We start from the raw sequence: 23,174 nt of genomic DNA, 5'->3' as shown, positions 1-23,174 counted from the left end.
ATTCACAAAGGGTCAAAATCGGGCTTTCCCAACAACCTCGTCAAGCACTTTTTTCGGAAATTTTTTGCTCTCGAAAGTAACTTTTCGCGTATACCTTTAACAAATGCAAACCCATGAACTTTTTGTGATTTTAATCATAGTCAAACCCGAGTAGAATCCACATTAAGTAAAGATTTCTCCTTATAAAATTTCAGTGAAGCAATGAAGTCTGAGTTTCCAAATCGTAAAGATAAACACATCGCTATTGTTGGTGGCGGTGTCGCTGGCTCTACCGCGGCAATCCACTTTGCCGAGTTAGGTTTTAAAGTCTCCATACTCGAGAAAGGGGCCTCATTAGTAAATGGACCTCCGATCTGCCACCTACACGCGGGCGGAAACCTTTATCGTGAGATTTCCGAACAGCAATGTTTGGATCTTCTGACTCAATCGATCGACACAATCCGATTGTATCCACATTCACTGAACATTCGTCCTACCATCATTGCCGTGCCTCATTCAGATGGAGGAGACCCAGAAGCATTATTACCTCGATTAGAAGTAATTAAACGTGCTTATCAATCTCTGGTTGAACAAGACACAAGTAATCAGGTGTTGGGAGAACCATACGAGTATTACAAGTTGTACTCCAAAGAGGCCCTGATAGCGCTTTCTAAGCTTGTACAGCCAGAACACCCGCGAAGCATTGACGAGTGGACTATCCCGTTTGCTCAGCACGCTGACCTTGAGGCGCTTAAGTATCCAGTGGTCGCTGTTCAGGAATACGGATGGAGTGTATTTAGGCTTGCAGCTGTAGCGAACATGACGCTAGAACAACTTCCTAATGTTGATGTGCTGACGCAAGCAGAGTTAAAACACACCCATTGGCGTGGCTCTGATTGGGAACTGGCTTACGTTCAAGCAGGAGAACAAAAGACACTACGTTGTGATTACTTAGTTAATGCTTGTGGCTTTGAGACCGGCGCAGTTGATGATGCGATTGGCGTAAAGCGCGATCGACTTGTCGAATTCAAAGCGGCTTACGTTACCCGTTGGAATGAATGTACTCAGCAATGGCCAGAGGTGATCTTCCATGGTCCTCGCGGTACAGACAAAGGCATGGCTCAGTTAACGCCATATGGTGATGGCTACTTCCAATTACATGGTATGACCAAAGGCATCACATTGTTCGATGATGGCTTGGTGGAAAGCTCAAAAATCTCTGCACAACCAGAGTTACCAACCAGTTTATTGTCAAAAATACGCAACGGTTGGCGACAAGAGATCCTCGATGAGCGTACTGATAATGCGATTAAGCATATGTCTCAATTCATTCCGGATTATCAAAGTGCAGTGAAAGGCGGGAAAGCACTGTTTGGTGCACAGCAAATCCCAGGTACTGACCCTGTATTGCGTGCAGCAGACGTGACATTTGAAGAGAACAACTATGCTCGAATTGAAGTAGTTAAAGCTTCTTCAACGCTACTAGCCGCTCAGAAAATGGCGCAATATTGGTTTGATATAGCTCCAAATGACAACGTGGAGCTTGAACACCCTGTAACGGTGCATTGGTGTGAAGAAGACGTGGAGCAGTTTGCGGTAAAACTCACTCAAGAGCGCGGTTATCCAAAAGCATTGGCAGAGCGCTACGGGATGTAGCGCTCACGATTTAATGACTATTTAATATGGGCTTAGTAACCAAAAAACTGAGCCCACTGACACCACACATCTTGCAGGCCTTGTCTGTCTCCTCTGACGAAACTCACTGTTTGCCCGGGTTTAGCTTGCGCTAAACGTGGCAGATCAATTCTTGCGACACAACCAAATTTCGGATAGCCACCAATGGTCTGATGGTCGTTCAATAACACGATCGGGTTGCCATCGTTTGGAATCTGAATAGACCCCAGTGCAATACCTTCTGAAAGCACGCCATCATAGGGCGGTTGTATCGCTTTGCCCTCAAGACGATAACCCATACGATTTGAATTGGGTGATATCTTAAAGCTTGCGCAATAGAAATCATCAATAGACTGCTGGGAAAAATCTTCAAACTGGTAGCCTTCGATCACTCTCAGTTTTAATGGCAAGTTGTAATCTGGTTTGAATCGGAACGTCATCTGTTTGGGTTTTGACGTTGGAAGCGAATGTGGCTCAAAGCCAATAATATCTTCGGCTTTCAAAGGCTCACCATCTTTTGTCATACCGCCGAGAGATTCTCTCACTACCGTAGACGTGCTCCCTAGGTGTTTCTCAACACTAAATCCGCCTTTAACAGCAAGATATGCACGTAAACCATTCTTTGGCATTCCGAACTTAAGCGTTTGGCCTTTTTTGAGACAAAAGTCCGACCAATTAGAAATAGGCTCACCGTTTACTGATGCATTAAGATCACCGCCACAAAGCGCCAAATGACAATCGGCTAGTGCTTTAAAGCTCGCATTACCCAATGTGATTTCGATAACAGAGCAGTTAACGGGATTGCCTAAAAGATGATTCGACCAACTATAAGCATAATCATCGACAGGGCCGCTTTGAGTTATCCCGATATGAGCAAGGCCAAAACGACCAAAATCTTGAATCAAAGAGAGTGGCCCCGGCTTTTCTACTAACAATCCTACGAAGCTCATAAAGCGCCTCCTAAACTGACAAACTCTTGTTTGGATATTGAACCAAACGTGACCTTGTCACCAACTTCAAATGGGATGAAGGGAGGAGTATCAGTGAATAACGAGATTGGTGTACGGCCTATGATGTTCCACCCACCAGGGCTGTCGGATGGATAGACTGCGGTTTTACTGTCGGCAATCGCCACACTTCCGGCAGGTACATTGGTACGAGGCGTATGGTGTCTTGGCATGTGAAGTTCTGGACTTACATCCGACAGAAAAGCAAAGCCCGGAGCGAACCCAATGGCTGAAACGGTATAAACAGGCTTGGTATGCAGTTCAATAAGCTTATCCATTGATAGCCCATTTTGTTGAAATCGTTCCAAATCGAGAGCCGTTTCATTCGAATAGTAAACGGGGATAGAAATGTAGTTCGGCTGTTTGTTGTCCATAGATTGAACATCAAAGCGACTTACGATCTCATTGAGCGTTTGTAGTATTACAGACTCTTGAATTCTAAAGGGCAGGTAGTCAATCAAAATGGTTCGGTAAGAAGGAACCACATTCATTACGATGAGATTGAGTTTATCTACAATTTGATGTGCTAACTCGCCTATGTGTTCAACAGTAATGGTGTCTTCAAAGCGAATTAGAATGCTGCATTCAGATATAGGAGAGATCGAAAACTGCCCTTGATTCATTAATTTCCTCCGGTGTAGAGACTCTGACGAATTTTTTGAATCAACGCGATAGATTCATCATTATCACCATGTACACAAATCGTGTCGGCCTCTAACAAAATATATTGCCCCGATGTCGTTTTTACTCGACCTGATTCTGCCAGCATTCTCACTTGTTCTAGTATTGCATGTTCGCTGTTTAATACCGCATTAGCTTGTGTTCTTGGCGTTAGTAACCCGTCATCTTGATAAAGGCGGTCTGCGAATGCTTCGAAGAGTAGAGGTACATCAAAATCATCGGCAATTTCTAGGTATTTTTCGTTTTCTTGGGACGCCAATATCATAAGAGGCACTTTAAACAGGGCTGCCGCTTTAACGACCGCTAAGAAAATACCATCACTTAGCATCATATCGTTGTAGAGCGCTCCGTGAGGCTTGATGTAACCAATATCAGTATATTGTGCCTTACACAGAGCTTGGAGTGCGCCAACTTGGTAAATCACCATATTAGTGATTTCTTCATAGGTCATCTTTAAGCTGCGACGTCCAAACCCTTGTAAGTCTGGATAACCGGGATGCGCACCAATTTCAACGTCATGTTGATTAGCGAGGGTAATAGTATCGTGCATGACATTAGGATCAGACGCGTGGAAGCCACAAGCAATGTTCGCCATGTCTATGAAAGGCATTACGCTTTCATCTGCACCCATGGTCCATGCGCCATAGCTTTCGCCCATATCGCAGTTTAGTGTTAGTTGCTGGTTGTTCAATGTCATACGTTTATTGTGTCCAAAGTATGCTTAAAAATGCAGGAAATTACGTTTTGGTTCAGTGACTAACGTCATTTTTCATGCAGGTGTTCGAAAAAATACGCCACAAATGATCGACTGGTTATTTGAAATGATCCGAATTTTCAAGAAAATCATGATTAATCAGTCTAATATCTGAGAATTTCAGGTTCATTTCAGTGCCTGTCGTGTTAGTCTTGGCTCTTCTTTTTGTGTGATAGTTTGCATAGCAACCCTTTTGTTCTTTTGGTTGCTTTCTGCGACAGGAATATATATGTCATTAAGAGCAAAGCTAATATGGCCGATTCTCGTTTTCATCACGGTCATCTTTGTTACATCTCAAAGTTACACATCGTACATCACCTACCAGTCAGCAAAACATGAGCTTGTTGAACAAACAAAAGTGCTTATCAATGATGTATCTCACTCAATTAAAGATGCGCTGGCCACAAAGAACAAGCAAAAAGCGCAATCTATTTTGGCTGACTTTCTGAAGGAGCCAAACGTATCACGCGTTAAGCTTTACGACAAAGAAAATCAACCATTTGCGATTTTTGCTCTCGACGGTTTTTCAGCGCCTTCGCCAACAAAGCATGAACGAAGTCATCTTCATGCAATGGGGTATGCGTTATCTGCTCACTTTCTTTATGTACTTGAGCCAATAATCCATGACGGACAAGTAATTGGAACGATTAGAGTCACATTGTCTCAACGTCCTTTGATGCAGGTAAGAGATGCGCTATTGCAAGATGGGCTTCTGTTCCTAATCATTCTTCTCGCTGGTGGCGTGACCTTTTATATCGGTGTCGAGCGTCGTGTTCTTCGCCCTCTAGTGGAGGTCAATCAAGCACTCCAAGACTTCGCTAATGGCCATCATTTGAGTGGTCGCATTAGTCACCGTTCAAAAGATGAAGTAGGGCAACTCGTTGCTTCTCTGAATCTGATGGTAGACAAGCAAAAGAGACTAGAGAAACAACGCAAACACAGTTTGGAAGTGCTGGAACGTCGTAAAGCGTTTGCAGAAGAAGTGGTAGATTCGATTCAAGATGCGCTTATCGTAACGGATAACTTAGGTCGCGTAATTCACTGTAATAAGGCGACGCAGAGGATTTTTGAAAAGACTTACCATGGATTAGAAACGGCAAATATCTGTGACTTGATCCAAACTAAAGCACCGAATGAGTTAGGACAAATTTTAAGTCGAGGCTTAGAGTGTGACGACATCCATCTACAAAATGCAGAAGATGAACAGCAATTAAGTTTAACCAGTCGCCGATTGGCAAAACACGGCTATCTTCTTTTTGTGATTCAGGATATTACCGAGATCGAAGAAGCCATGAACCGACAACGAGTTGCTGGACGTGTATTTGAAAGCAGTCAAGATGGCTTAGTGGTTCTCAACCATCTAGGTGTTATTACGATGGTAAACCCAGCGGTGACAAAGTTGATTGGTTTAACCGCTGAACAACTGGTTGGACAGCCGTTTATAAAATCAATTCGTTGGCGGAAACTGCAAGCAATGATGCCAAGTATCATCGAATCGATTGAAAACTATGGAATGTGGCAAGGTGAAGTAATAGAAAAAAACCACCTCGGTCAGCTTATACCAATGTTTGCGAGAGTGAATCGTATCATTAAAAGTGAAGATCAGAATTCGTTCGATATGGTGATAATCCTAACGGATCTTTCAAGTGCAAAAGAGATGGAGCGTTTAGAATACTTAGCGCATCACGACCCGTTGACGGGGCTTGCTAACCGTTCAAAGTTCCATTTTGAATTGGAAGAATTAGTACAAAGATCAGGCTATCTGCGTGATGAGTTTGCGGTACTTTATCTCGACTTGGACGGTTTTAAAGGTATCAACGATACTTATGGCCATGATGCTGGGGATGAAGTGCTTAAGATTGTCGCTAAACGTATGACTGGAGCCACAAGACACAGTGATTTGATTGCTCGTTTGTCTGGTGATGAATTTGTCATGTTAGTGAATCCTGCTAATCAAAAAGTGGTGACTAGGATTGCAGAGCAGTTATTAGAAACGATTTGTGCTCCAATAGAATATCGTGGTTCTTTGTTAAAAGTTGGCGTTAGTATCGGTGTGAAATTGGTGGGTGTTAACGAGCGTGACGCGACCCGAATTCTTAAAAGCGCAGATACTGCCATGTATCAAGCGAAGAAAGCCGGCAAAGGCCAAGCAATTTTAATGGGTTGCGAATCCCCAGATACAGTTTAAAAACGGGCTAGAAACCTTTAGACTAGCCCGATTCGCGTCAGAAGGAATGATAAAATGAAAGTACTTGTTACGGGTGGTATGGGCTACATTGGCAGCCACACTTGTATTCAAATGATCGAAGCTGGTATGACACCAGTTATCCTCGATAACCTTTACAATAGTAAACCAACTGTGCTTGAGCGCATCGAAAAGGTTTGTGGCGTAAAACCAGTATTCATTGAAGCAGACATTCGCGACAAAGCTGCGCTTGTTGATGCAATGACGACACACAATATTGAAGCCGTTATCCATTTTGCTGGTCTTAAAGCGGTTGGTGAGTCGGTAGAAAAGCCACTTGAATATTACGATAACAACGTGAACGGCACGCTTGTTCTTGTTGATGCTATGCGCGAAGCCGGCGTTAAATCGATCGTATTTAGCTCTTCAGCAACGGTTTACGGTGATCCTGCTTCTGTGCCAATTATGGAAGACTTCCCAACAAGTGCGACCAACCCATACGGTCGCAGTAAGTTGATGGTAGAAGAGTGTCTAACGGACTTCCAAAAGGCGAATCCAGATTGGAGTATCACACTTCTGCGTTACTTCAACCCTGTTGGTTCACACCCAACTGGTGAGCTTGGCGAAGACCCGCAAGGAATTCCTAATAACTTGATGCCGTTCGTTTCTCAAGTTGCGGTCGGTCGTCGTGAATTCCTGTCGGTATTTGGTAGTGATTACCCAACTAAAGATGGCACAGGTGTCCGTGATTACATCCACGTAATGGATCTTTCTGATGGCCACGTTGCTGCTCTTGATAAAGTAGGCAACAAAGCAGGCCTACATATCTATAACCTAGGTACAGGTAATGGCTACAGCGTATTGGAAATGGTGAAAGCGTTTGAAGCCGCTTCTGGCAAAGAAGTTCCGTTTAAGCTGGTAGATCGCCGTCCTGGTGATATCGCAGAGTGTTGGGCAGATCCTTCAAAAGCAGCAAACGAACTCGGTTGGAAGGCGACCCGTACACTTGAAGAGATGACGAGTGATACTTGGCGCTGGCAGTCAAATAACCCTCAAGGTTATCCAGACGCTTAAAACTTCAAGTTTTACACTTTTATAACAAAAAGGCGCACTTCTGCGCCTTTTTTGATCTAAATCGGAAAAATTCGTAAATTACTGGTTAAAAGGTAGCTTCGATAAATAGAAATGCTAAACTATGTGCGAATCTTAATTTAGGTCGTAAATTTTCATTAAACTATTCGGGGTAGTTCATGGAACTTGGTTTAATCATCGCATTCATCGTTGCAGCAGCAGTAATGGTGAAAAAAGAGATGGCAAAACAATAGTCTTTCATTTTTCATTCTTTTCTTAACATTTTTGAAATGAAAGCACATAAAAAAAGCCAGCATAATGCTGGCTTTTTTGTGTTTGTAACACTTAGAACTCGTATTTGACACTAATGTTGTAGTTACGCTCTGCTTGCGTGATATCACGGCTTAGCTCAGTTTCACCACGTACATCGTTCCACAAGTAGTACTCTTCATTCGTCAAGTTCATCACACCTGCACGAACGGTTAGGTCTTTCATTGGCTTGTAGTAAGCCGTTAGGTCAACAACTGTTGCTGATGGTAGTGCAACTTGGTCTTTAGTTCCGCCATTGTCACCATCTGAGTTGATATCACTGTCAGACTTCTTCGCAGTGTAGTTAACTTTTAAACTTGTACCCCAAAGCGCGTTTGGTGAATCGTAGTTTACCGCAGCAACCGCATTCCAAGGGTTCACACTATTAAGCGGGTTGCCTTCACCATCTTCACCTTCAGTGTACGCTGCAGCTAGACGAGTCGTTACACCTTTAGGAAGGCTAGCAATAGCGTGCCAATCAAGGCTATTAGACAGCTCAACACCTTTTACTGTTGCTTCATTGATGTTGATGAACGTGTATTCAGTTAGACCACTATTACTCGTTGATGTTTGATCAATGAAGTCGGTGAAATCACTGTAGTAAAGAGCGAATTCTGTTGCCGACGCTGCTGTGTTATGACGGTAACCTAATTCGTAAGACAAGCTCTTTTCAGATTCTAGATCTGGGTTAGGGCGGTTAGTGTAACCGTGTCCTGGGTTGTCGTACGTGTAGTAAAGTTCATCAAATGATGGTGCACGGAAACCTTGGCTTACCTGAGCGAATACCGTACCTGGTTGAGACAGCTTATATGTTGCACCTAGACGACCAGTAAACGCAGAGTCACTGAACTTCTTGAATGACTCTTCAGAGGTATCTGATGGATCAGTAGAGAAGTAGTCGTAACGTACACCAGGAGTTAAGATTAACTTGTCGTTAAGTAGTGCGATTTCATCTTGCAAGAACAAACCAAAGCTTTGTTCTTTAGCATCTGGCGTGTAAATGTAAACCGTGTCAGGCGTGCCTGGATCAGAGTTAAACTCGCGGTTTGTGTTGCTGATGTCGCTGTGTTTGTAAGACAGGCCGTAAACCAAGTAGTGGTTTTGAATCTCTTTATCTAACTGAGTTTCAAACTCGATCTTGTCTTCAGTGTATTCGTAGTCTTTTTTCTGCTGGTTATCACCATTAGGCGGAACCCACGGTGGGAAGCCAGGACTTGCTTCTTTAAAGCGGTTTGTTACACCGTTTTCTTCTTTACTTGTCCAAGTTAGCTGAGAAGTGATGGTGTCTGAGATAGCTAGATCAGCAAACCAGATGTGTTTCAAACCAAGACGGTTTTGCTTAGTTTGGTCTTCAGCATTGAAGTTTTTGTATGAAGAACTCGCGATGTCTGAGTCAGTTTGGTTGTAAATTACTTCACCCAAAAACTCTAAACGGTGGTCTTCATTCAGTTGTGACTGCAATTTAACCAACAAGTCGTTCTTGTAGTAATCTTGATCCGTCACTGAGTAGTCGTCGTAAGGCGCTTTAGAAAAGTTTTGTAGTTCAGAACCGTCACGGCGTGTGTATGCTATCAATGCTTCAAGATTATCAAATCGTTTCGCGACCGCAATGTGCTCTGCAAAAGAGTTATCTTCAGAAGAGTAAGAAAGCTTAGCTTGGCCACCAAAGTCTTTGCCTTCTTTCAAGAAGTCGCTTGGATCTTTCGTTTCAAATGCAACAACGCCACCGATAGCATCACTACCGTGCAAACTAGAAGCCGCACCTTTTACAATCTCAACACTTTTTAGCATGTCAGGGTCGACAGTCACGGCACTAGAGTTAATGAAAGAGTATGGTCCGCCGTCGAATACACCTGGCTGAGACGCTCCATCTACCAAGATTTTCACTCGCTTGCCTTCCATGCCGCGAATGTTAATGCTTTGAACACCTTGGCGTTGAGTACCGTTAACCGTAACGCCTGGTGTGTATTCGAATACATCATTGAGATCTTTTGCCATGTTTTCTTCGAGATCTTTCTCAGAAACAACGGCAACAGAAGCTGCTACAGTATCCATAGTTTGGTTAGTACGAGTGGCAGAAACAACGACTTCATTGAACGTTGATGTTTCTTCAGCGTAAGCGCCTTGGGAGAGGGCGATGACAATAGAGGCTGATAAAATTGATTTTTTATACATTGGCTTCAATACCTTAAATCCATAATAGGCAATAACAACGTGCGGTATCTTAGTGGATCTAAATGGTAATTACTATCATTACCATTGTTGTTTAATGTTGTTTTTATCAATGGAAATTTGTACTACGCACCGCCTAGTCTTTGATAATCAATGTGTTATATTGTCTAAAGTCGTTTTTTTGAGTGATTTTTCAAATACCACTACTGTGATAGCTATCACATAAATAGGGAGTTATTGTGCAGAGTCCAATCACGTTAGAAGCACTTCATATCTTGGATGCCATTGATAGAAGAGGAAGTTTTGCTGCTGCAGCCAACGAGTTAGACCGCGCACCGTCTTCGTTGAGTTATCAGATTCAAAAGCTAGAGCAAGACCTTGATATCATCATTTTCGACCGTTCTGGTCATAAAGCACATTTCACCGAAGCCGGTAAGTTAATACTTGAGCGTGGCAGGGCAATTCTTCAAGCAAGCGAGAAACTCGTCAATGATGCCACCTTGTTAGCGAATGGTTGGGAGTTGGATATCACCGTTGCGTTCGATGGTATTATTCCTATCGCAAATTTCTTCCCTATGGTTGATGCGTTGTCTAATGTGAGTAGTACACGAATCCGACTGCAAGAAGAGATTCTTGCTGGCAGCTGGGAATCATTAAATACCGGGCGTTCAGATTTATTGGTTTGTCCAGCTTTAGATACGCTCCCACAAGATGTAAAAGCAGAAAAGATTGGCAAGCTAAGTATGGTTTGGGTAGCTGCTACTGATCATTACGTTCATAAGCGCAGCGGGGAATTTGATGACGCGGCAAGGGAAAAGTATCGAGTCATCGCGATTGCAGATACTGCGCGAGAACAACCAGCGCTGTCGATCAATGTGATGCAAAAACAACCACGTCTGACCGTTACTAATTTTTCAGCAAAGGTTGAAGCTCTATTATCTGGATTAGGGATCGGTACCTTGCCAACACAAGTTGCACAGCCCTTGGTAGAAAGCGGACAGCTCAAGTACATTGACGGCGCAGAAAGCAAGCCGATAGATATCATCTTAGCGTGGCGCAGAAACACGATGGGTGAAGCGAAGTCTTGGTGCATACAATATCTAAAGAAAAACTGGAAGATGAAGTGACATTGTCACTAATTTATACAAGAGTAAAGAAAAGGACGCGTCGATGCGTCCTTTCTTTTGATATTTGATTCGTAGGTGAACAAAATTAATTCAAAGGTAAAACCATATCGGCAGTGCCATCTGCAAACTGAACATCCAATTCGAAACCTAAACTTTGCGCAAGTGACAGCATCCCGCGGTTGGTTGGCATAGTCATACCAGACATCTGTTTGGTCCCTTTGATTTGGCAATAACTGATGATCTTTTGCATCAACAGTTTACCCAATCCTTTTCCCTTCAAATCTGAACGAACTAAAATGGCAAATTCTGCGTCGCTATTATCCGGTGTTATTAAAGCTCTCGCCACCCCGATGATTGATGGGCCATTTTCATCGAATGCGACAGCGACAAAAGCCATTTCACGGTCATAATCAATTTGTGTCAGGTTTGCGAGTGCCTCATGGTTGAACTCGCCGACGTCAGAGAAGAATCGGTTATATAGATCTTCCTTAGACACGCTATTGATGAACTGTGCATGGATAGGTTCGTCTTCTGGCAAGATTGGGCGAAGCAAAATAGGTTGGCCATTTCGCAAGGTCACCGTCTCCACGAACTCGGCAGGGAAAGGGCGGATGGCTAATCGTTCTTGCGCGTCGCCTTCGTATTTCTTAAGCGTAACGTCTGCATCGATGATGGTTAAATCGCTACCAGATACCAGCACTGGATGAATGTCCAGTCTTTCTATTTCTGGTAGCTCAACAGCCATCTGGGAGATTCGCACCAAGAATTTTGACAGCTCTGTGATGTCTAGAGCGTCTTTGTGTTTCTGCAGGCGCACCTTACCTGATTTGAGCGCTATGACGATCAGATAGCGCGCCAGATTCATGTTGAGCGGTGGCAGGGCTGCAACGGCATCTTGAGTAATGTTCCAGTCTGAACCACCTTGTCCAAGTAAGATTACAGGGCCAAAAACCTTATCTACTGCAATACTGACACGCAACTCTTCTGCACTACCAAGCTTTGCCATCCCTTGAACTAAAAGGCCTTGAAGGTTGGCTGCAGGGTAACTGAGCTTAGCGGTATCCAAAATGGCTTGTGCGGCGCTAGATACTTCTTGGCTATTACGCAGGTTAAGCGCGACACCATGTACATCTGATTTATGAGCAATATCTGGAGAGCGAAGCTTTACCGCAACCGGATAGCCAATATTCTCTGCCATATGAACGGCTTCTGTGACTTCTGAAGCAATCCAAGTCGGGAGAATATCAAAACCAAACTGCTCAAATAGGGGGCTTGTTTGGTGTGTATCTAAGGCAACTGTGTTTTTATCCAGTAGTTGTTCATTCACCCATTCGCGAGAAGAACTCACACTGCCAGAATGGAGCGGTTCTGCCGTGGTCGGTGTTTCCATCAGTTGTTTCTGGTTTCGTCTGTACTCGACCAAGTGCATGTACGCAACGACCGCACTCTCTGGCGTTCGGTAGGTTGGAATGCCTGCTTGCGTGAATGCTAAGCGTGCTTCTCTAGAGGTCTGTTCACCAGACCAATTGGTGAGAATATTAAAATGTTTATGTCTCGGATGCGCTTGAATGGCTTCGATTACTGCGTTTGCGGTCTCTAAAGAGTCTGAGACAGCTGAAGGGCTGTGCATAATCAAAATCGCGTCTGCACAGTCATTGTTCATTAATGCGTTGATGGTATCGACGTATCGCTTTTTCGTCGCGTCGCCAGCTAAGTCGATTGGATTCACACCTCGCCAACTATCCGGTAATAGACCACGCAGATTAGCAATAGAATCTTCATCCAATGTTGCGAGCTTGCCACCTCTATCTAATAAGGTGTCAACCGCCATCACTGCTGGGCCACCTCCATTGGTTACTATCGCGAGACGTTCACCTCGTAGAGGGACTGAATGCGTGAGCGTTTCTACTGCGGCGAATAATTCGTGTGTGTTACCAACACGCAGCATACCGGTTCTTCTGATTGCTGAATCATAGATAACGTCGAGAGAATCTATATCTTTTTCCCCAAGCGTGCGAGCTTGAGAAGAACGTCCTGCTTTAAGCACTAAGATGCGTCGATTACGAGAAGCTGCTCGTGCTGCAGACATAAATCGTCGTGCATCTTTAATCGAATCGACATAAAGCAAAATCGCTTCTGTTTTGCCATCCATACTCAAATAGTCAAGCAGCTCAGCAAAGTCGATATCCTGACCTTGTCCAATAGAGATGAATGAAGAGAAACCGATGTTTTTATCATTCGCCCAATCCAACACGGTCGTACACACCGCTGCGGACTGCGAAATAAAGGCGATCTTTCCTGGTTTCGCCGCAACAGGAGAAAAGGAACAGTTGAAGTGATGCCAAGGTAGGATAATGCCGAGACTGTTAGGCCCAAGCACACGAATGTTCAAGTCTGAGAGATCTAAGCTTTCTGAATCGTCAGAGATAACAATCGCAAACTCCGTCCCGCGTTCATCAAGCTCTTTCAACAATTGTTTATTGCGAGAAACATTGGTGCAGAGTATGGCGATATCTGGCGTATAGGGCAGGGAAGCCACGTTTGGATAAGCAATTACGCCGGAAACTGACTTGTATTTTGGAGTGACGGGCATGATAGCGCCACCAAAGCCACTCTGTAGTAAATTTCGCATCACGATTTGGCCGGCGCGCAGCTCTTTTTGAGAAGCGCCAATCACTGCAACAGAATTCGGTTTAAAGAGTTTTTGTAGTTTGTTCATTGTGACTCCTTGGCCATTGACACCGAGAACGGTTGGTCATTCCTCATACAATCATAAACGAATAAGTCACTGTTGAAATATGAACAGGCCAGACATTGGCTTAAAACTGAGCCAAGCGTACAGAGTTTGTGTCACTCATCACACCAAAATCACAGTTTATTGTGTTTGGTGCTTGATAAAATAGCCTGCTATCGGCATGATTTATCGTAATATTTATCCAGAGCGTTTGTTACTTCATGAAAAAAATCGCAATCATCGGCTTGTCTGTACTGCTTTCTGCTTGTGCATCGGAAACTTACATCACTGACGTAACGTCAGAAAGCTACCGAGAAGACTACCAATCTCAGTCAATTTCAAAACCAATTATGTCGTCTGAGAACGCAGTGGTTGAGAAAGACGTAGAACCAACAGTTGTAAAAATGACTGCGAAGCCTGAAGAGAAAAAGGTGGTGAAACTAACCCCTAAAGATCAGGCGAAACCAGTTAAGATCATTCCGCCTAGCAAGAAACAAGCGGGTATCCAGCGCTTTGGCTACACCATTCAAGTTGTTGCTGTAGGTAGCCAAGCGAAAGTTGACCAGTTTGCACGCCAACTTCCTCAAAACGGCCAGCCAATCTGGGAAAACTACAAAGTGGTAAACGGCACGAAATGGTTCTCAGTGCTTTACGGTGATTACGCAACAAGCGCAGAAGCGAAGAATGCGATTTCAACATTGCCGGGTCATTTCCAGCAACTTAAGCCTTTCGTTAAGAGCATTGATGCCATTAAAAACTCGGCATATCCAACGCTTAACAAGCTAAACTAATTGAACAAGAGAAGGGAGCAAAATGCTCCCTTCTTTCTTTGGTTAATTCCTATTCGAACAGTATTCCTCACAGTAAAATTACTGTACGTTACTACTCAAAGGTTTATCATACTGAATAGTATCTTTTGGAAATCACGGAAAGATTGATTCATGATCAAAAATATCCTTTTACTATGCGGTGGCGGCTCATCTGAGCACGAGATTTCACTGCTTTCTGCAAACTTTGTAGAGCAACAGTTAAATCTGATCGAAAACGTAAGCGTGACGCGCGTAGAAATCAAAAATGAAGGTTGGGTGACAAACCAAGGTGAACTGGTTTATTTGGACCTTAATACCAAAAAGCTGTGCTCAGACAACCTTAACCTAGATATCGATTTCATTGTCCCTTGTATCCACGGTTTCCCGGGTGAAACTGGTGATATCCAATCTATGTTTGAAATCGCGGGTATTCCTTACCTAGGTTGTGGGCCTGAAGCGAGCAGCAACAGCTTCAATAAGATCACATCAAAGCTTTGGTACGATGCGATTGGTATCCCAAACACACCATACCTTTTCTTAACGCGTAATGATGAACAAGCCCATGAACAAGCGTCACAAGCGTTTGATAAGTGGGGTAAAGTGTTTGTCAAAGCCGCTCGCCAAGGTTCTTCCGTTGGATGTTACAGTGTCACTAAGAAGGAAGCTTTATCGCAAGCCGTTAACGATGCATTTGGTTTCTCAGAGCAAGTATTGGTAGAAAAATCAGTCAAACCTCGTGAACTGGAAGTCGCAGCTTATGAGATGAATGGTCAGCTATTTATTACTAAGCCTGGCGAGGTGATTGCGCCTGATGGGGCTTTTTACTCTTACGATGAGAAGTACAGCAGCTCAAGCCATTCATTGACTGAAGTTGAAGCGAAAAACCTAACGGAAGAACAGGTAGAAGCGATTCGCGTGGCTTCAGAAACCGTCTTTAAGCAAATGAATTTACGTCATTTATCGCGCATCGACTTCTTTTTAACAGAAGATGATGAAATCTACCTAAACGAAGTAAACACGTTCCCTGGTATGACGCCGATTTCGATGTTCCCTAAAATGCTGCAAAACAACGGTCACAAATTCCATGAATTCCTAGCAGATTGTATTCATACTGCAATCTAACTAACGTTACCGTCATTCATTTTGTGGTAAACCTAAGCATAACTGAGTAATGTGACAGCGTTAAAGTTTGAATATTACTCAGTTGCATTTATGATTGTATCAAAGCATTAAATAGATGGCTCAGTGGTATGGCAATTTCCAATTATAGAGGTTTTAACCTGCAATCAGGCGGACCTGACGGTAGCGTTTGGAAGGTAAAGATCAAAAACCACGTTTTACAAGGCAGTTTGACGGCGGTAAAAAAGAGCATAGATTGGTGGTGTGACACAGCATCTATTATTGACCCAAAAGAATTCGCAACTCTGGGGCAAAGAGCGCAAAGCACTAACAATCCTCAATCTGAAGTATTTAACGGCTACACGATAAAGAACGACACAGGCGAGCCCAACGCTTGGTACTGTATGTTCAACGGCAAATTGATCAAGGGCGCGAAGCCTGCGATTCAACGCCATATCGAAGCGTATTTGGTTGCAAAACAAAAAGCGCTACAAGCACAACAACAAAAGAAATAAGAGTATGACTCTCGTATATTCAACAGAAACTGGTCGAATCAAACCAGAAGAAGAAAAAGTCGAACGTCCTAAAGGCGACGGTATTGTTCGTATCCAAAAGCAAACCAAAGGCCGCAAAGGCAAAGGCGTTTGTATCGTAACTGGTTTGGATATGGATGACGCGCCACTTAAATTACTAGCCGCTGAACTTAAGAAAGTCTGCGGTTGCGGTGGCTCTGTAAAAGATGGCAACATCGAAATTCAAGGTGATGCTCGTGACAAGATCAAAGCACATCTTGAAAAGAAAGGCATGACAGTAAAATTAGCCGGTGGTTAATTCAAACTGTTCAGTAGATTTTAAAGAGCGTCTCAATTGACGCTCTTTTTGTATCTGTAGTCTGTGTGGTGACTTGAAGAACGAAACGGCAGATAACAATCAGCTCTGAACAACAAACACAGAAAGTCTATTGAAGAAACTCAGCTAATAGCAGAGCAAGCAATCGTAGATTGATAGATCCATATTAGCTATTTTATGGTAAATCACCATTATGTTTAATGACACCAACGAAAAGCGCTGTATTTTAAAATCTGAGAGGGGATAGGAGACCAAACTAGAGAAGAATTGGCGTACATGGATACTTTATTTAACATAATATACATAATGCGCACTTAAGGTGTTGGAGCAATTTAGTAATGTCCGGTTTTAGCCACTTTAAAATGTCCTCCTAAGATTAACAGCATTCTTTGCTTTTAAGATTTTAGCCGTTGCTGATTACCTTCAGTGAAAAAGATAATTATCGCTTCATTGTATTAACTCCAGCGTTGTCATGTTTCAAGAGTCATTTCGCACACTCTTTTGGTGTGAGTTTGCATCCATCAAGCAAGGCGCTGAATATTTTCAGTTGTCCAAACCGACGATGACTCGTTGGCTTGATGGAACTGTTCCAATCAATCCAATGGCAGAAAAACTCATGCTGATTAAGTCACTTGGTTACTTGCCTAACGATTTACATTGGTCTGGCTTTCGTGTCTGTGAGAAACGTGCCATCATCATCACGCCGTCTGGTCGTGAGTTCAGCCCTAAAGAATTGGAAAGTTTTGTGTTCTGGCGTGACGAACATCGTCAGCTTGTTGAGAAATTTGGGCACATAGACCAACCAAAGTCCTACTCAGCAAAGAAAACGTCTTACCGTTTAAAGGCGGCCGTCGAATGAAAGCCGCCGAGTGGATGCCATCTAAAAGCAAATTAAAGAGATAAAATACAAAGCGTTGCGAATCAATCTTAAACAGCTTGTTAGGCGATTTCTTCAAACGACAATTCATAACGAGAACGACTCAGCCTTGAATCGAATACTCTACCATTAAGATTATCAAACTTATCAAGTACATTCGTATTCAATACTTTGTGCTTCAATTCACTTGGGGACTTACAACCAAGATATACTCCCGTAATACACTTAGGATCAACTTCGTAAAAATGGAAAATGGATTCCGACCTATCTCTACAAACTGACAATAACTGTTGCCTCCTTAATCGGTGGTTTAAGTCAACAGTTAAGTCGAATGAATTATCATTGTAGTTTGTAATTACTAATAATTTCGAATTTAAGTCCGATACCTTGAACGTAAGTCCCAGCGAAGTTAGCAAATTTATTAATTCTTGGGAGTTATTTACGCAAACAACATCAGCACTATGTAATTCGCATAAAAACCGATACTCTTTCTCATAACTCCAAGCTTCTGCTTTAGTAAAAGACAAGTGCGATTTTAAATCCAAAAACACCTCGAATCCTGAAGCATTAAACAATTCACTATCAGGTTCTCTCTCAAGGCGATATTTAACACGGTCAAATAGGTACTTGTTATCGAATATTGATTTTAAAAAGCCACGTTGTAGCATTTTTTGTTCGTTATCGAACTTGATATCAAACGTAAATTCAATAACACCACCCTTATGCTCATTTGCATAATGAGGCCACATTAATAAATTAGATTTGGTCTCACTTAGCGATATTATGCCGCTATCTGATGTCCTAACATCAACGAAAGAAGTTAAATCATTGATTCCATAAGAGCCAGAGTACACCTTAGAAAGACTGTCTAGAGTTTTAGCATTAGGTTGGAGCTCAAACGGATCATTCAAGTCATGTGAAGGTGTACACCTAAGCACTGGGTTTTCCAAGAAACTCTGTAAGTGAGGTGTGTATTTATATAACTTTACTTTCATATTTCTCCGCTCCCGGTCTCCTAACGCCGCGTTAAGTGGTGAGCAACGCTGCCACCTTACCTAAACCATTGTGCCGTAAACACTAAAGTTGAATCAAACCGAAAATGCCAAGTGGGAATCCGTCTTAAACGCTTTGTTAGGTGTCTTTTTCGGGCTCTACAACTGCTATGTCCCCACCATCTTTTTTGACTGCGTATCGAACGTCCGCACTCAACGCTGGTAATTCAACAGATTGAACTATTATTGAACCTGCATTAGTAATTTCTAGGTAATTCCTTTTGACTGACTCAGGTTGCGTTCGGTCTTGCAACAAATCATTGTGTATGGCGAGAGCACCATAAGCTACAGAGAATGCCTCCCTCGATTTAGCACTTAAATACAGACAGTTTTGGTTGTACCAATCCTGGCACTCCATCACAACATTTACCCTTTCGTTAGAATGAAGATTAGACAGCATTTTTCGCCACAACGCGAAAGCTTCTTGATGTGCTTGTAACCTTCGCTCCGGAGCCACAACTCTCAGTTGGTTTAATGCCTTGAGCCCCTCCAGTTGTACATTATTTTGATATATTAGCTCCTGAAGCTTTTCGTTATATTGCGATCTAACTTTTTCAATAGCCTCGGTAATCTCAGAAATATCTTCCTTTGTCGCTAAATTCTTAGCCTTTTCTTTAAGATACGCAGGAATGTAGAACTTCGTTATTAGTGCGACAAACATCAGTGCCGTTACTAAACCAGTCGAAAACGAGCCAAGATCCATGTTACTTCCTCTAAAACACTTAACGCCTTGTTAAGGGGTGAGCAACGCAATACCGATGCCACCGTATACCACCTTAAACACTAAAGCTAACGCATAGTAAAAATGCCACGCGTTGCGAATCCCTCTTGAACAATTTGTTATGCATTTTTTCGCCGTTTTTCTATAAGCTTAAAAATTACAGACGAGATCAAAGAGCCGATAATACCCAACACAAAACCCAAGCCTATATCAAACCATTTGCCTCTTTGTTCTCGTTGTTCTTGCACACGAAAGATAGCCTCAACTACTTCTGTTTGAGATTCTACGATAGGCTCTAATTCAGAGCGTTTTTTCTCCAGCTCTGAGATAACTTTTTGCTGTTCCGTTAGTTGCTCTTTTTGCAATTGAACAAACGCTGTTAAATTCTTCAACCCTTCATCAAATTTATCCAGTTCATCTAACTGTAGCGCGATACTTTCAGGAGCCCTATTTTTAAAATCCGACTCTTTAAGGTACTCAGCCGCAGTAACCCCACCGACAATCAATGTGATAATAAAGAACACACTAAAAACGGTAAGTTTTGGACTTCTTTTATACGATTCAGCCAACATATCGGCTAATAAGGATGATGGATCCAACTGAAAAGTTCCTCTAATTTATTAAAATGCATAACGCTTCTTATACAGCGACAAGCCATATTAATCGGTGCATTTTGGATCTTTTATCACTTCTAAGCAACGATAATTCAGTGACTTACAAAACAGTTTTGACATTAGCTTGAAGAATGGCTGTTAGCGCTTTTTTTGGCGTTTTGTTAGCAAAAAAGCCGAACCCCATCGCTAAGGTTCGGCTTTTTTGTAGGCTTCTTGATTTTTGGTAGACGTCGATGAAAACGAATTTGGAAGCCTGTCGAGGTCAATCGACCTGCCAAATGTATTAGCTCCCTGCTCGCTGTGTAAATCGTCATTAGTGTGGGTCTGAACTTGCTCGAAAGGTTTAAGCGTTTTGCAGATCCTCATTACACAATGATTAGACCCACCATACATAACTCAACCTTACTTACATTCATCTATTTTCTTTCGAGAACTCACCACTGAGCTTCTGCATTGAAGCTAAATCAGGTAGGGAAAACGAACTTCCCTACGCAGAACACTATTAGTGGTACAAGCGTGTTGCGCTCAATTTCTTTTTGTTACACACAGCGTTACAACGTAACGCGTAAGTAAAAGAGGTTCCAGAATCGCTCTGCCTAGTTGTGTTGCCTAATGATCATTTTCTTAAAAATAACAGCACTAACTGTACATCCATCCAATCCGATTTCTTTCTATTCACACATTTAGATTTGCTGTTTTAGGTGAGTACTGTTGGATTAATGGATGTTAGTCCGCAAGCACTTACTGTCATCAAAGTTCCCTTCATATCGCACTCATTTAAGTGAACACCAAAGTGACGGTGTCTCTTTTAGATTTTTGCAGAACATTCTACTGCCAGATCACCCATCTAAATAAGCCTTTGTAATTTAATTACAAAACCACGCATCACGCATTCCTATGCCAGTCTTTTATTCTTTGTTAACTCGCTGTATTTTATGACTTTTATTGGCGACATCCTCTATGGGTGGTGTTTTCCTCTGCATTTTAAAAGTGACAGTTAATCGCAGTTAGTAAAATTTTACTAACTAATTATGGTAGAGGTTCCTACTGTACTTCAGGTCTATTGGTGTGACGTGGTAACGTAATGTTTTGTTTGAAGAAAGGTGGTGAGTTGTCTGTTTTGGTTATGTATTCGACGGGCGTAAAAAAGCAGGGTCTGTGCCCTGCTCTTCGTAATTTCTTAGTCTTGTTTCTTTGCTGCGTATTCTGCTCGAATTTGCTCTGCAACGATCTTAATCGCTTCTGCGGTACTGGTACCCTTTTGCATTAGCTCTTGAATACGTTCTACAGCTTGTTGCTGTTCTTGATGGGACAGAGGTGGTAAATCGTCAAACATAAAAAAGCTCCTCAATGTGAGGAGCTGACTATAACGATTCGCTTAGTAGGTCGCAAGGAAATTAATTGAAGCGCCCATTGCGTTTTCATTGGTGTATTGAGCGGAAATATCCATCTCTATTAAGTTGAGTGGTGATAATCCAATACCCGCAGTAATCGTACCCTCGTCGTCTGAACGAGCTAGGTTTTTCATGTAACCGCCACGAAGTGCTAGCTGGCGTAGAACATCGATTTCAAAACCCGCACGAAGCATTTGTGTGTTGTCATCAAAGGTAGAGAACTTCTTCTCTTCATTTAGGTCGTAATCAACACTAAAGCTGAAGTAATCCGCTACGTAACCTGCACCAACGGTGTAAACAGGTCGCATGCTGTATTCATAGGATTGGATTGTGTCGCTGTTGTATGTGAATGACTTGGTTTTCACATCTCGGCCAATCAAGTTCTTCGCAGAAATACCTAATCGATACGGACCGAAGAACCAAAGCGCGCCAGCATCCAAGTTGAACATAGTTTCTGCGGTTTCATTTTCACGTAGATCTTTAGTATCGAACGCAGCAAAGCTTGTCGCGTATGAATAAGTGTAGATACGCTGCAGTTTAGGCGTAATGCCAAATGACAGGTGTTGATTCATGAAGTTGGTGTACTTCGCGAGTGAAATCCCCGCTTCTGCTACACCAATCGATACTCCGCGGACGTAGTTTGCATTGATATCCGTAGCGTCTTTGATCTCTGGTTCTACAAACGACTCTGTATACAGTTTTCCGTATGCGGTGGCTGATAGAAACTTGTTTGGAATACCAATTGCTACTACACCACCAAGGTCGAAACTGGCCTGCTTATTGTTAAGCGCTTTTAGCTCATTTTCTAAATTTGGATCTGATGGACTCATTTTTCCGATGCGTTCAATCGAATCAATAATGTCATCTTGGTCGTTATAGTTGATACCAAAGCTCGGTACGATCATACCTGCATCATCATTACGTCGGTAAATCGCGGTAAGAGCTGGGTTAAAGAATGGTGCTGTTAGGTAAGAGGCAGATACGGTGCCAACGCCACCCATCGCATCACTGCGTGCCTCGACTGCGTAAGTCGCAGCAGAAGCCGCGCCAGAGAATAGCGCAGCAGTCATTGTAGTGGCTAAAATTTTGTATTGTGTCTTCATACTACACTTGTGTTTTTGTTCTTCCTGAACTTATATCGGCACAAGTGTAATTTCTTTAACTATTCTTCGAGAGAAACATCATAAGTTCGACTAATAGTTTGAGCCTGCTCCACAATAATGTCCCCTTGCCAACGGCGACTGTTAATGCTCACGGCTAACACATAGCGATCGTTGGGGATGCCTTCAAGCTCTAATGCATTTGGGTAGTTTGACTCGTAGGTCTTTTTCCACACCTGATCGTATTGCCCTTCAACATAATCGTATAAGCCGACTTCGAGTTGTGGCAATGGACAGTGCGGATTTCGTAATGCGCTCTTTTCGACCTTCCAATTCTCTTTAGATGTCCAACGAACGTATTGCGTCGAGTTCGAATCCCCTAAGATTACCCAAGTTCGATAAGTGCGGTTATCTTTCGTCGTGATGGAAAGATGATACAACCCTGCGTCTAACTTACCGGTTAAGTTATAGCGCTTGAGGAAGTTTCGTTCATTCGCGAGTTCTGCGCCCTCTTGCGGCTCTTCATAGTTAAATGAGGCATCCGCAGAGATTGAGCTATCAACCCAACGACGAAAAGAAATGTCTTCTATATCGGTGGTTGCACGTAACTTGACCACTAAGCGGTAAGTGTCACGACCCGGACTTTGAATAGTCTGACGAATAACGTTAATACCGCTGATCCAATCAGGCAGTGTTACACCAGTAAGAGATTTACCACAGTCTTTAGACAATGATTGAGCAAGCAAGTCATTAAGATGTGGTCTTAGCTCTTTATTGGGTTCGCTTTGCCAGAGTTCGACCAGGGAATTGAACATGCCACCAAGGTCATCTTCTAGGAGATGTTGGTGCGCTTGTGTGAGAGGTGTGTTTGTTTGAAACCAGTCCGTTGCATGGACTGGTTTCACTAACAGTAATGATAGAACTACAGGAAGTAGTGTTTTCATTC

The 23,174-nt window shown here is 42.8% G+C and carries 19 protein-coding genes and 1 pseudogene; 9 read left to right on the top strand and 11 right to left on the bottom strand.

Annotated features, from left to right (window positions below):
- Positions 1-201: 201 nt before the first annotated feature.
- Positions 202-1,635 carry an FAD-dependent oxidoreductase gene (locus tag H735_RS03455; RefSeq protein WP_020196903.1) on the top strand — a complete coding sequence of 478 codons (1,434 nt, stop codon included), beginning with the start codon at positions 202-204 and terminating at the stop codon, positions 1,633-1,635.
- A gap of 32 nt (positions 1,636-1,667) precedes the next feature.
- On the opposite strand, the gene H735_RS03450 is transcribed toward H735_RS03455, so the two are convergent.
- Genes H735_RS03450 through H735_RS03440 form a run of 3 tightly spaced genes read right to left on the bottom strand, consistent with a single transcriptional unit; the run spans position 1,668 to position 4,038 of the window.
- Positions 1,668-2,603: a 5-oxoprolinase subunit C family protein gene (locus H735_RS03450; protein ID WP_020196902.1), complete on the bottom strand. Its 936-nt coding sequence runs from the start codon at positions 2,601-2,603 to the stop codon at positions 1,668-1,670.
- Positions 2,600-3,283 carry a 5-oxoprolinase subunit B family protein gene (locus tag H735_RS03445; RefSeq protein ID WP_020196901.1) on the bottom strand — a complete coding sequence of 228 codons (684 nt, stop codon included), beginning with the start codon at positions 3,281-3,283 and terminating at the stop codon, positions 2,600-2,602. The genes H735_RS03450 and H735_RS03445 overlap by 4 nt, the downstream gene beginning before the upstream one ends.
- Complete coding sequence (locus H735_RS03440) at positions 3,283-4,038, bottom strand: 5-oxoprolinase subunit PxpA (protein WP_009704442.1); 756 nt, start codon at positions 4,036-4,038, stop codon at positions 3,283-3,285. The genes H735_RS03445 and H735_RS03440 overlap by 1 nt, the downstream gene beginning before the upstream one ends.
- Before the next feature lie 286 nt (positions 4,039-4,324).
- Between H735_RS03440 and H735_RS03435 the strand changes: the two genes are divergently transcribed.
- Both H735_RS03435 and galE read left to right on the top strand, forming a co-directional pair.
- Positions 4,325-6,283 (top strand): sensor domain-containing diguanylate cyclase, encoded by a 1,959-nt coding sequence (locus H735_RS03435; RefSeq protein ID WP_020196900.1) that lies wholly within the window; start codon positions 4,325-4,327, stop codon positions 6,281-6,283.
- A gap of 54 nt (positions 6,284-6,337) precedes the next feature.
- A complete protein-coding gene (gene galE / locus H735_RS03430) occupies positions 6,338-7,354 on the top strand; it encodes a UDP-glucose 4-epimerase GalE (protein WP_005435155.1) in 1,017 nt (338 codons plus the stop codon).
- 342 nt (positions 7,355-7,696) lie between these two features.
- Here the strand turns inward: galE and H735_RS03425 are convergent, their stop codons facing one another.
- Positions 7,697-9,835: a TonB-dependent hemoglobin/transferrin/lactoferrin family receptor gene (locus H735_RS03425; protein ID WP_020196898.1), complete on the bottom strand. Its 2,139-nt coding sequence runs from the start codon at positions 9,833-9,835 to the stop codon at positions 7,697-7,699.
- A 236-nt stretch (positions 9,836-10,071) separates the two neighbouring features.
- Between H735_RS03425 and H735_RS03420 the strand changes: the two genes are divergently transcribed.
- Positions 10,072-10,959, top strand: coding sequence for a LysR family transcriptional regulator (locus H735_RS03420; RefSeq protein WP_020196897.1), 888 nt, complete (start codon positions 10,072-10,074; stop codon positions 10,957-10,959).
- 85 nt (positions 10,960-11,044) lie between these two features.
- On the opposite strand, the gene H735_RS03415 is transcribed toward H735_RS03420, so the two are convergent.
- Positions 11,045-13,678 carry a bifunctional acetate--CoA ligase family protein/GNAT family N-acetyltransferase gene (locus H735_RS03415; protein ID WP_020196896.1) on the bottom strand — a complete coding sequence of 878 codons (2,634 nt, stop codon included), beginning with the start codon at positions 13,676-13,678 and terminating at the stop codon, positions 11,045-11,047.
- A gap of 236 nt (positions 13,679-13,914) precedes the next feature.
- On the opposite strand from H735_RS03415, the gene H735_RS03410 reads away from it, so the two are divergent.
- From H735_RS03410 to H735_RS03390, 5 genes and pseudogenes are all read left to right on the top strand, one after another.
- Positions 13,915-14,484 (top strand): SPOR domain-containing protein, encoded by a 570-nt coding sequence (locus tag H735_RS03410; protein WP_009704436.1) that lies wholly within the window; start codon positions 13,915-13,917, stop codon positions 14,482-14,484.
- A 150-nt stretch (positions 14,485-14,634) separates the two neighbouring features.
- Positions 14,635-15,624 carry a D-alanine--D-alanine ligase gene (locus tag H735_RS03405; RefSeq protein ID WP_020196895.1) on the top strand — a complete coding sequence of 330 codons (990 nt, stop codon included), beginning with the start codon at positions 14,635-14,637 and terminating at the stop codon, positions 15,622-15,624.
- 128 nt (positions 15,625-15,752) lie between these two features.
- Complete coding sequence (locus H735_RS03400; protein WP_020196894.1) at positions 15,753-16,136, top strand: DUF3319 domain-containing protein; 384 nt, start codon at positions 15,753-15,755, stop codon at positions 16,134-16,136.
- A gap of 4 nt (positions 16,137-16,140) precedes the next feature.
- Positions 16,141-16,452 carry a stress response translation initiation inhibitor YciH gene (yciH, locus tag H735_RS03395; protein WP_005435166.1) on the top strand — a complete coding sequence of 104 codons (312 nt, stop codon included), beginning with the start codon at positions 16,141-16,143 and terminating at the stop codon, positions 16,450-16,452.
- A gap of 490 nt (positions 16,453-16,942) precedes the next feature.
- Positions 16,943-17,373 (top strand): annotated as a pseudogene (locus H735_RS03390) (phage protein).
- Between the two features lie 36 nt (positions 17,374-17,409).
- Here H735_RS03390 and H735_RS03385 read toward each other — a convergent pair.
- The 6 genes from H735_RS03385 to H735_RS03365 form a co-directional block, all read right to left on the bottom strand.
- The gene (locus H735_RS03385) at positions 17,410-18,342 is read right to left on the bottom strand and encodes a DUF2971 domain-containing protein (protein ID WP_020196893.1); all 933 of its coding nucleotides are present in this window, start codon (positions 18,340-18,342) and stop codon (positions 17,410-17,412) included.
- Between the two features lie 136 nt (positions 18,343-18,478).
- Positions 18,479-19,102, bottom strand: a complete 624-nt coding sequence (locus tag H735_RS29575; RefSeq protein ID WP_020196892.1) for a hypothetical protein — start codon at positions 19,100-19,102, stop codon at positions 18,479-18,481.
- 137 nt (positions 19,103-19,239) lie between these two features.
- Entirely contained in the window at positions 19,240-19,719 is a 480-nt protein-coding gene (locus H735_RS03375) for a hypothetical protein (RefSeq protein WP_202905991.1), read from the bottom strand.
- A gap of 1,195 nt (positions 19,720-20,914) precedes the next feature.
- Positions 20,915-21,070 (bottom strand): YoaH family protein, encoded by a 156-nt coding sequence (locus tag H735_RS29785; protein ID WP_005427041.1) that lies wholly within the window; start codon positions 21,068-21,070, stop codon positions 20,915-20,917.
- A gap of 42 nt (positions 21,071-21,112) precedes the next feature.
- The gene (locus H735_RS03370; protein WP_020196889.1) at positions 21,113-22,231 is read right to left on the bottom strand and encodes a conjugal transfer protein TraF; all 1,119 of its coding nucleotides are present in this window, start codon (positions 22,229-22,231) and stop codon (positions 21,113-21,115) included.
- 59 nt (positions 22,232-22,290) lie between these two features.
- Complete coding sequence (locus tag H735_RS03365; protein WP_005435171.1) at positions 22,291-23,172, bottom strand: DUF2861 family protein; 882 nt, start codon at positions 23,170-23,172, stop codon at positions 22,291-22,293.
- Positions 23,173-23,174 lie beyond the last annotated feature (2 nt).

The sequence above is a fragment of the Vibrio owensii CAIM 1854 = LMG 25443 genome (assembly GCF_000817815.1).
Lineage (GTDB): Bacteria > Pseudomonadota > Gammaproteobacteria > Enterobacterales > Vibrionaceae > Vibrio > Vibrio owensii.
Note: the sequence above shows the minus strand (reverse complement) of the source record. Positions and strands in the feature narration are given on the sequence as shown.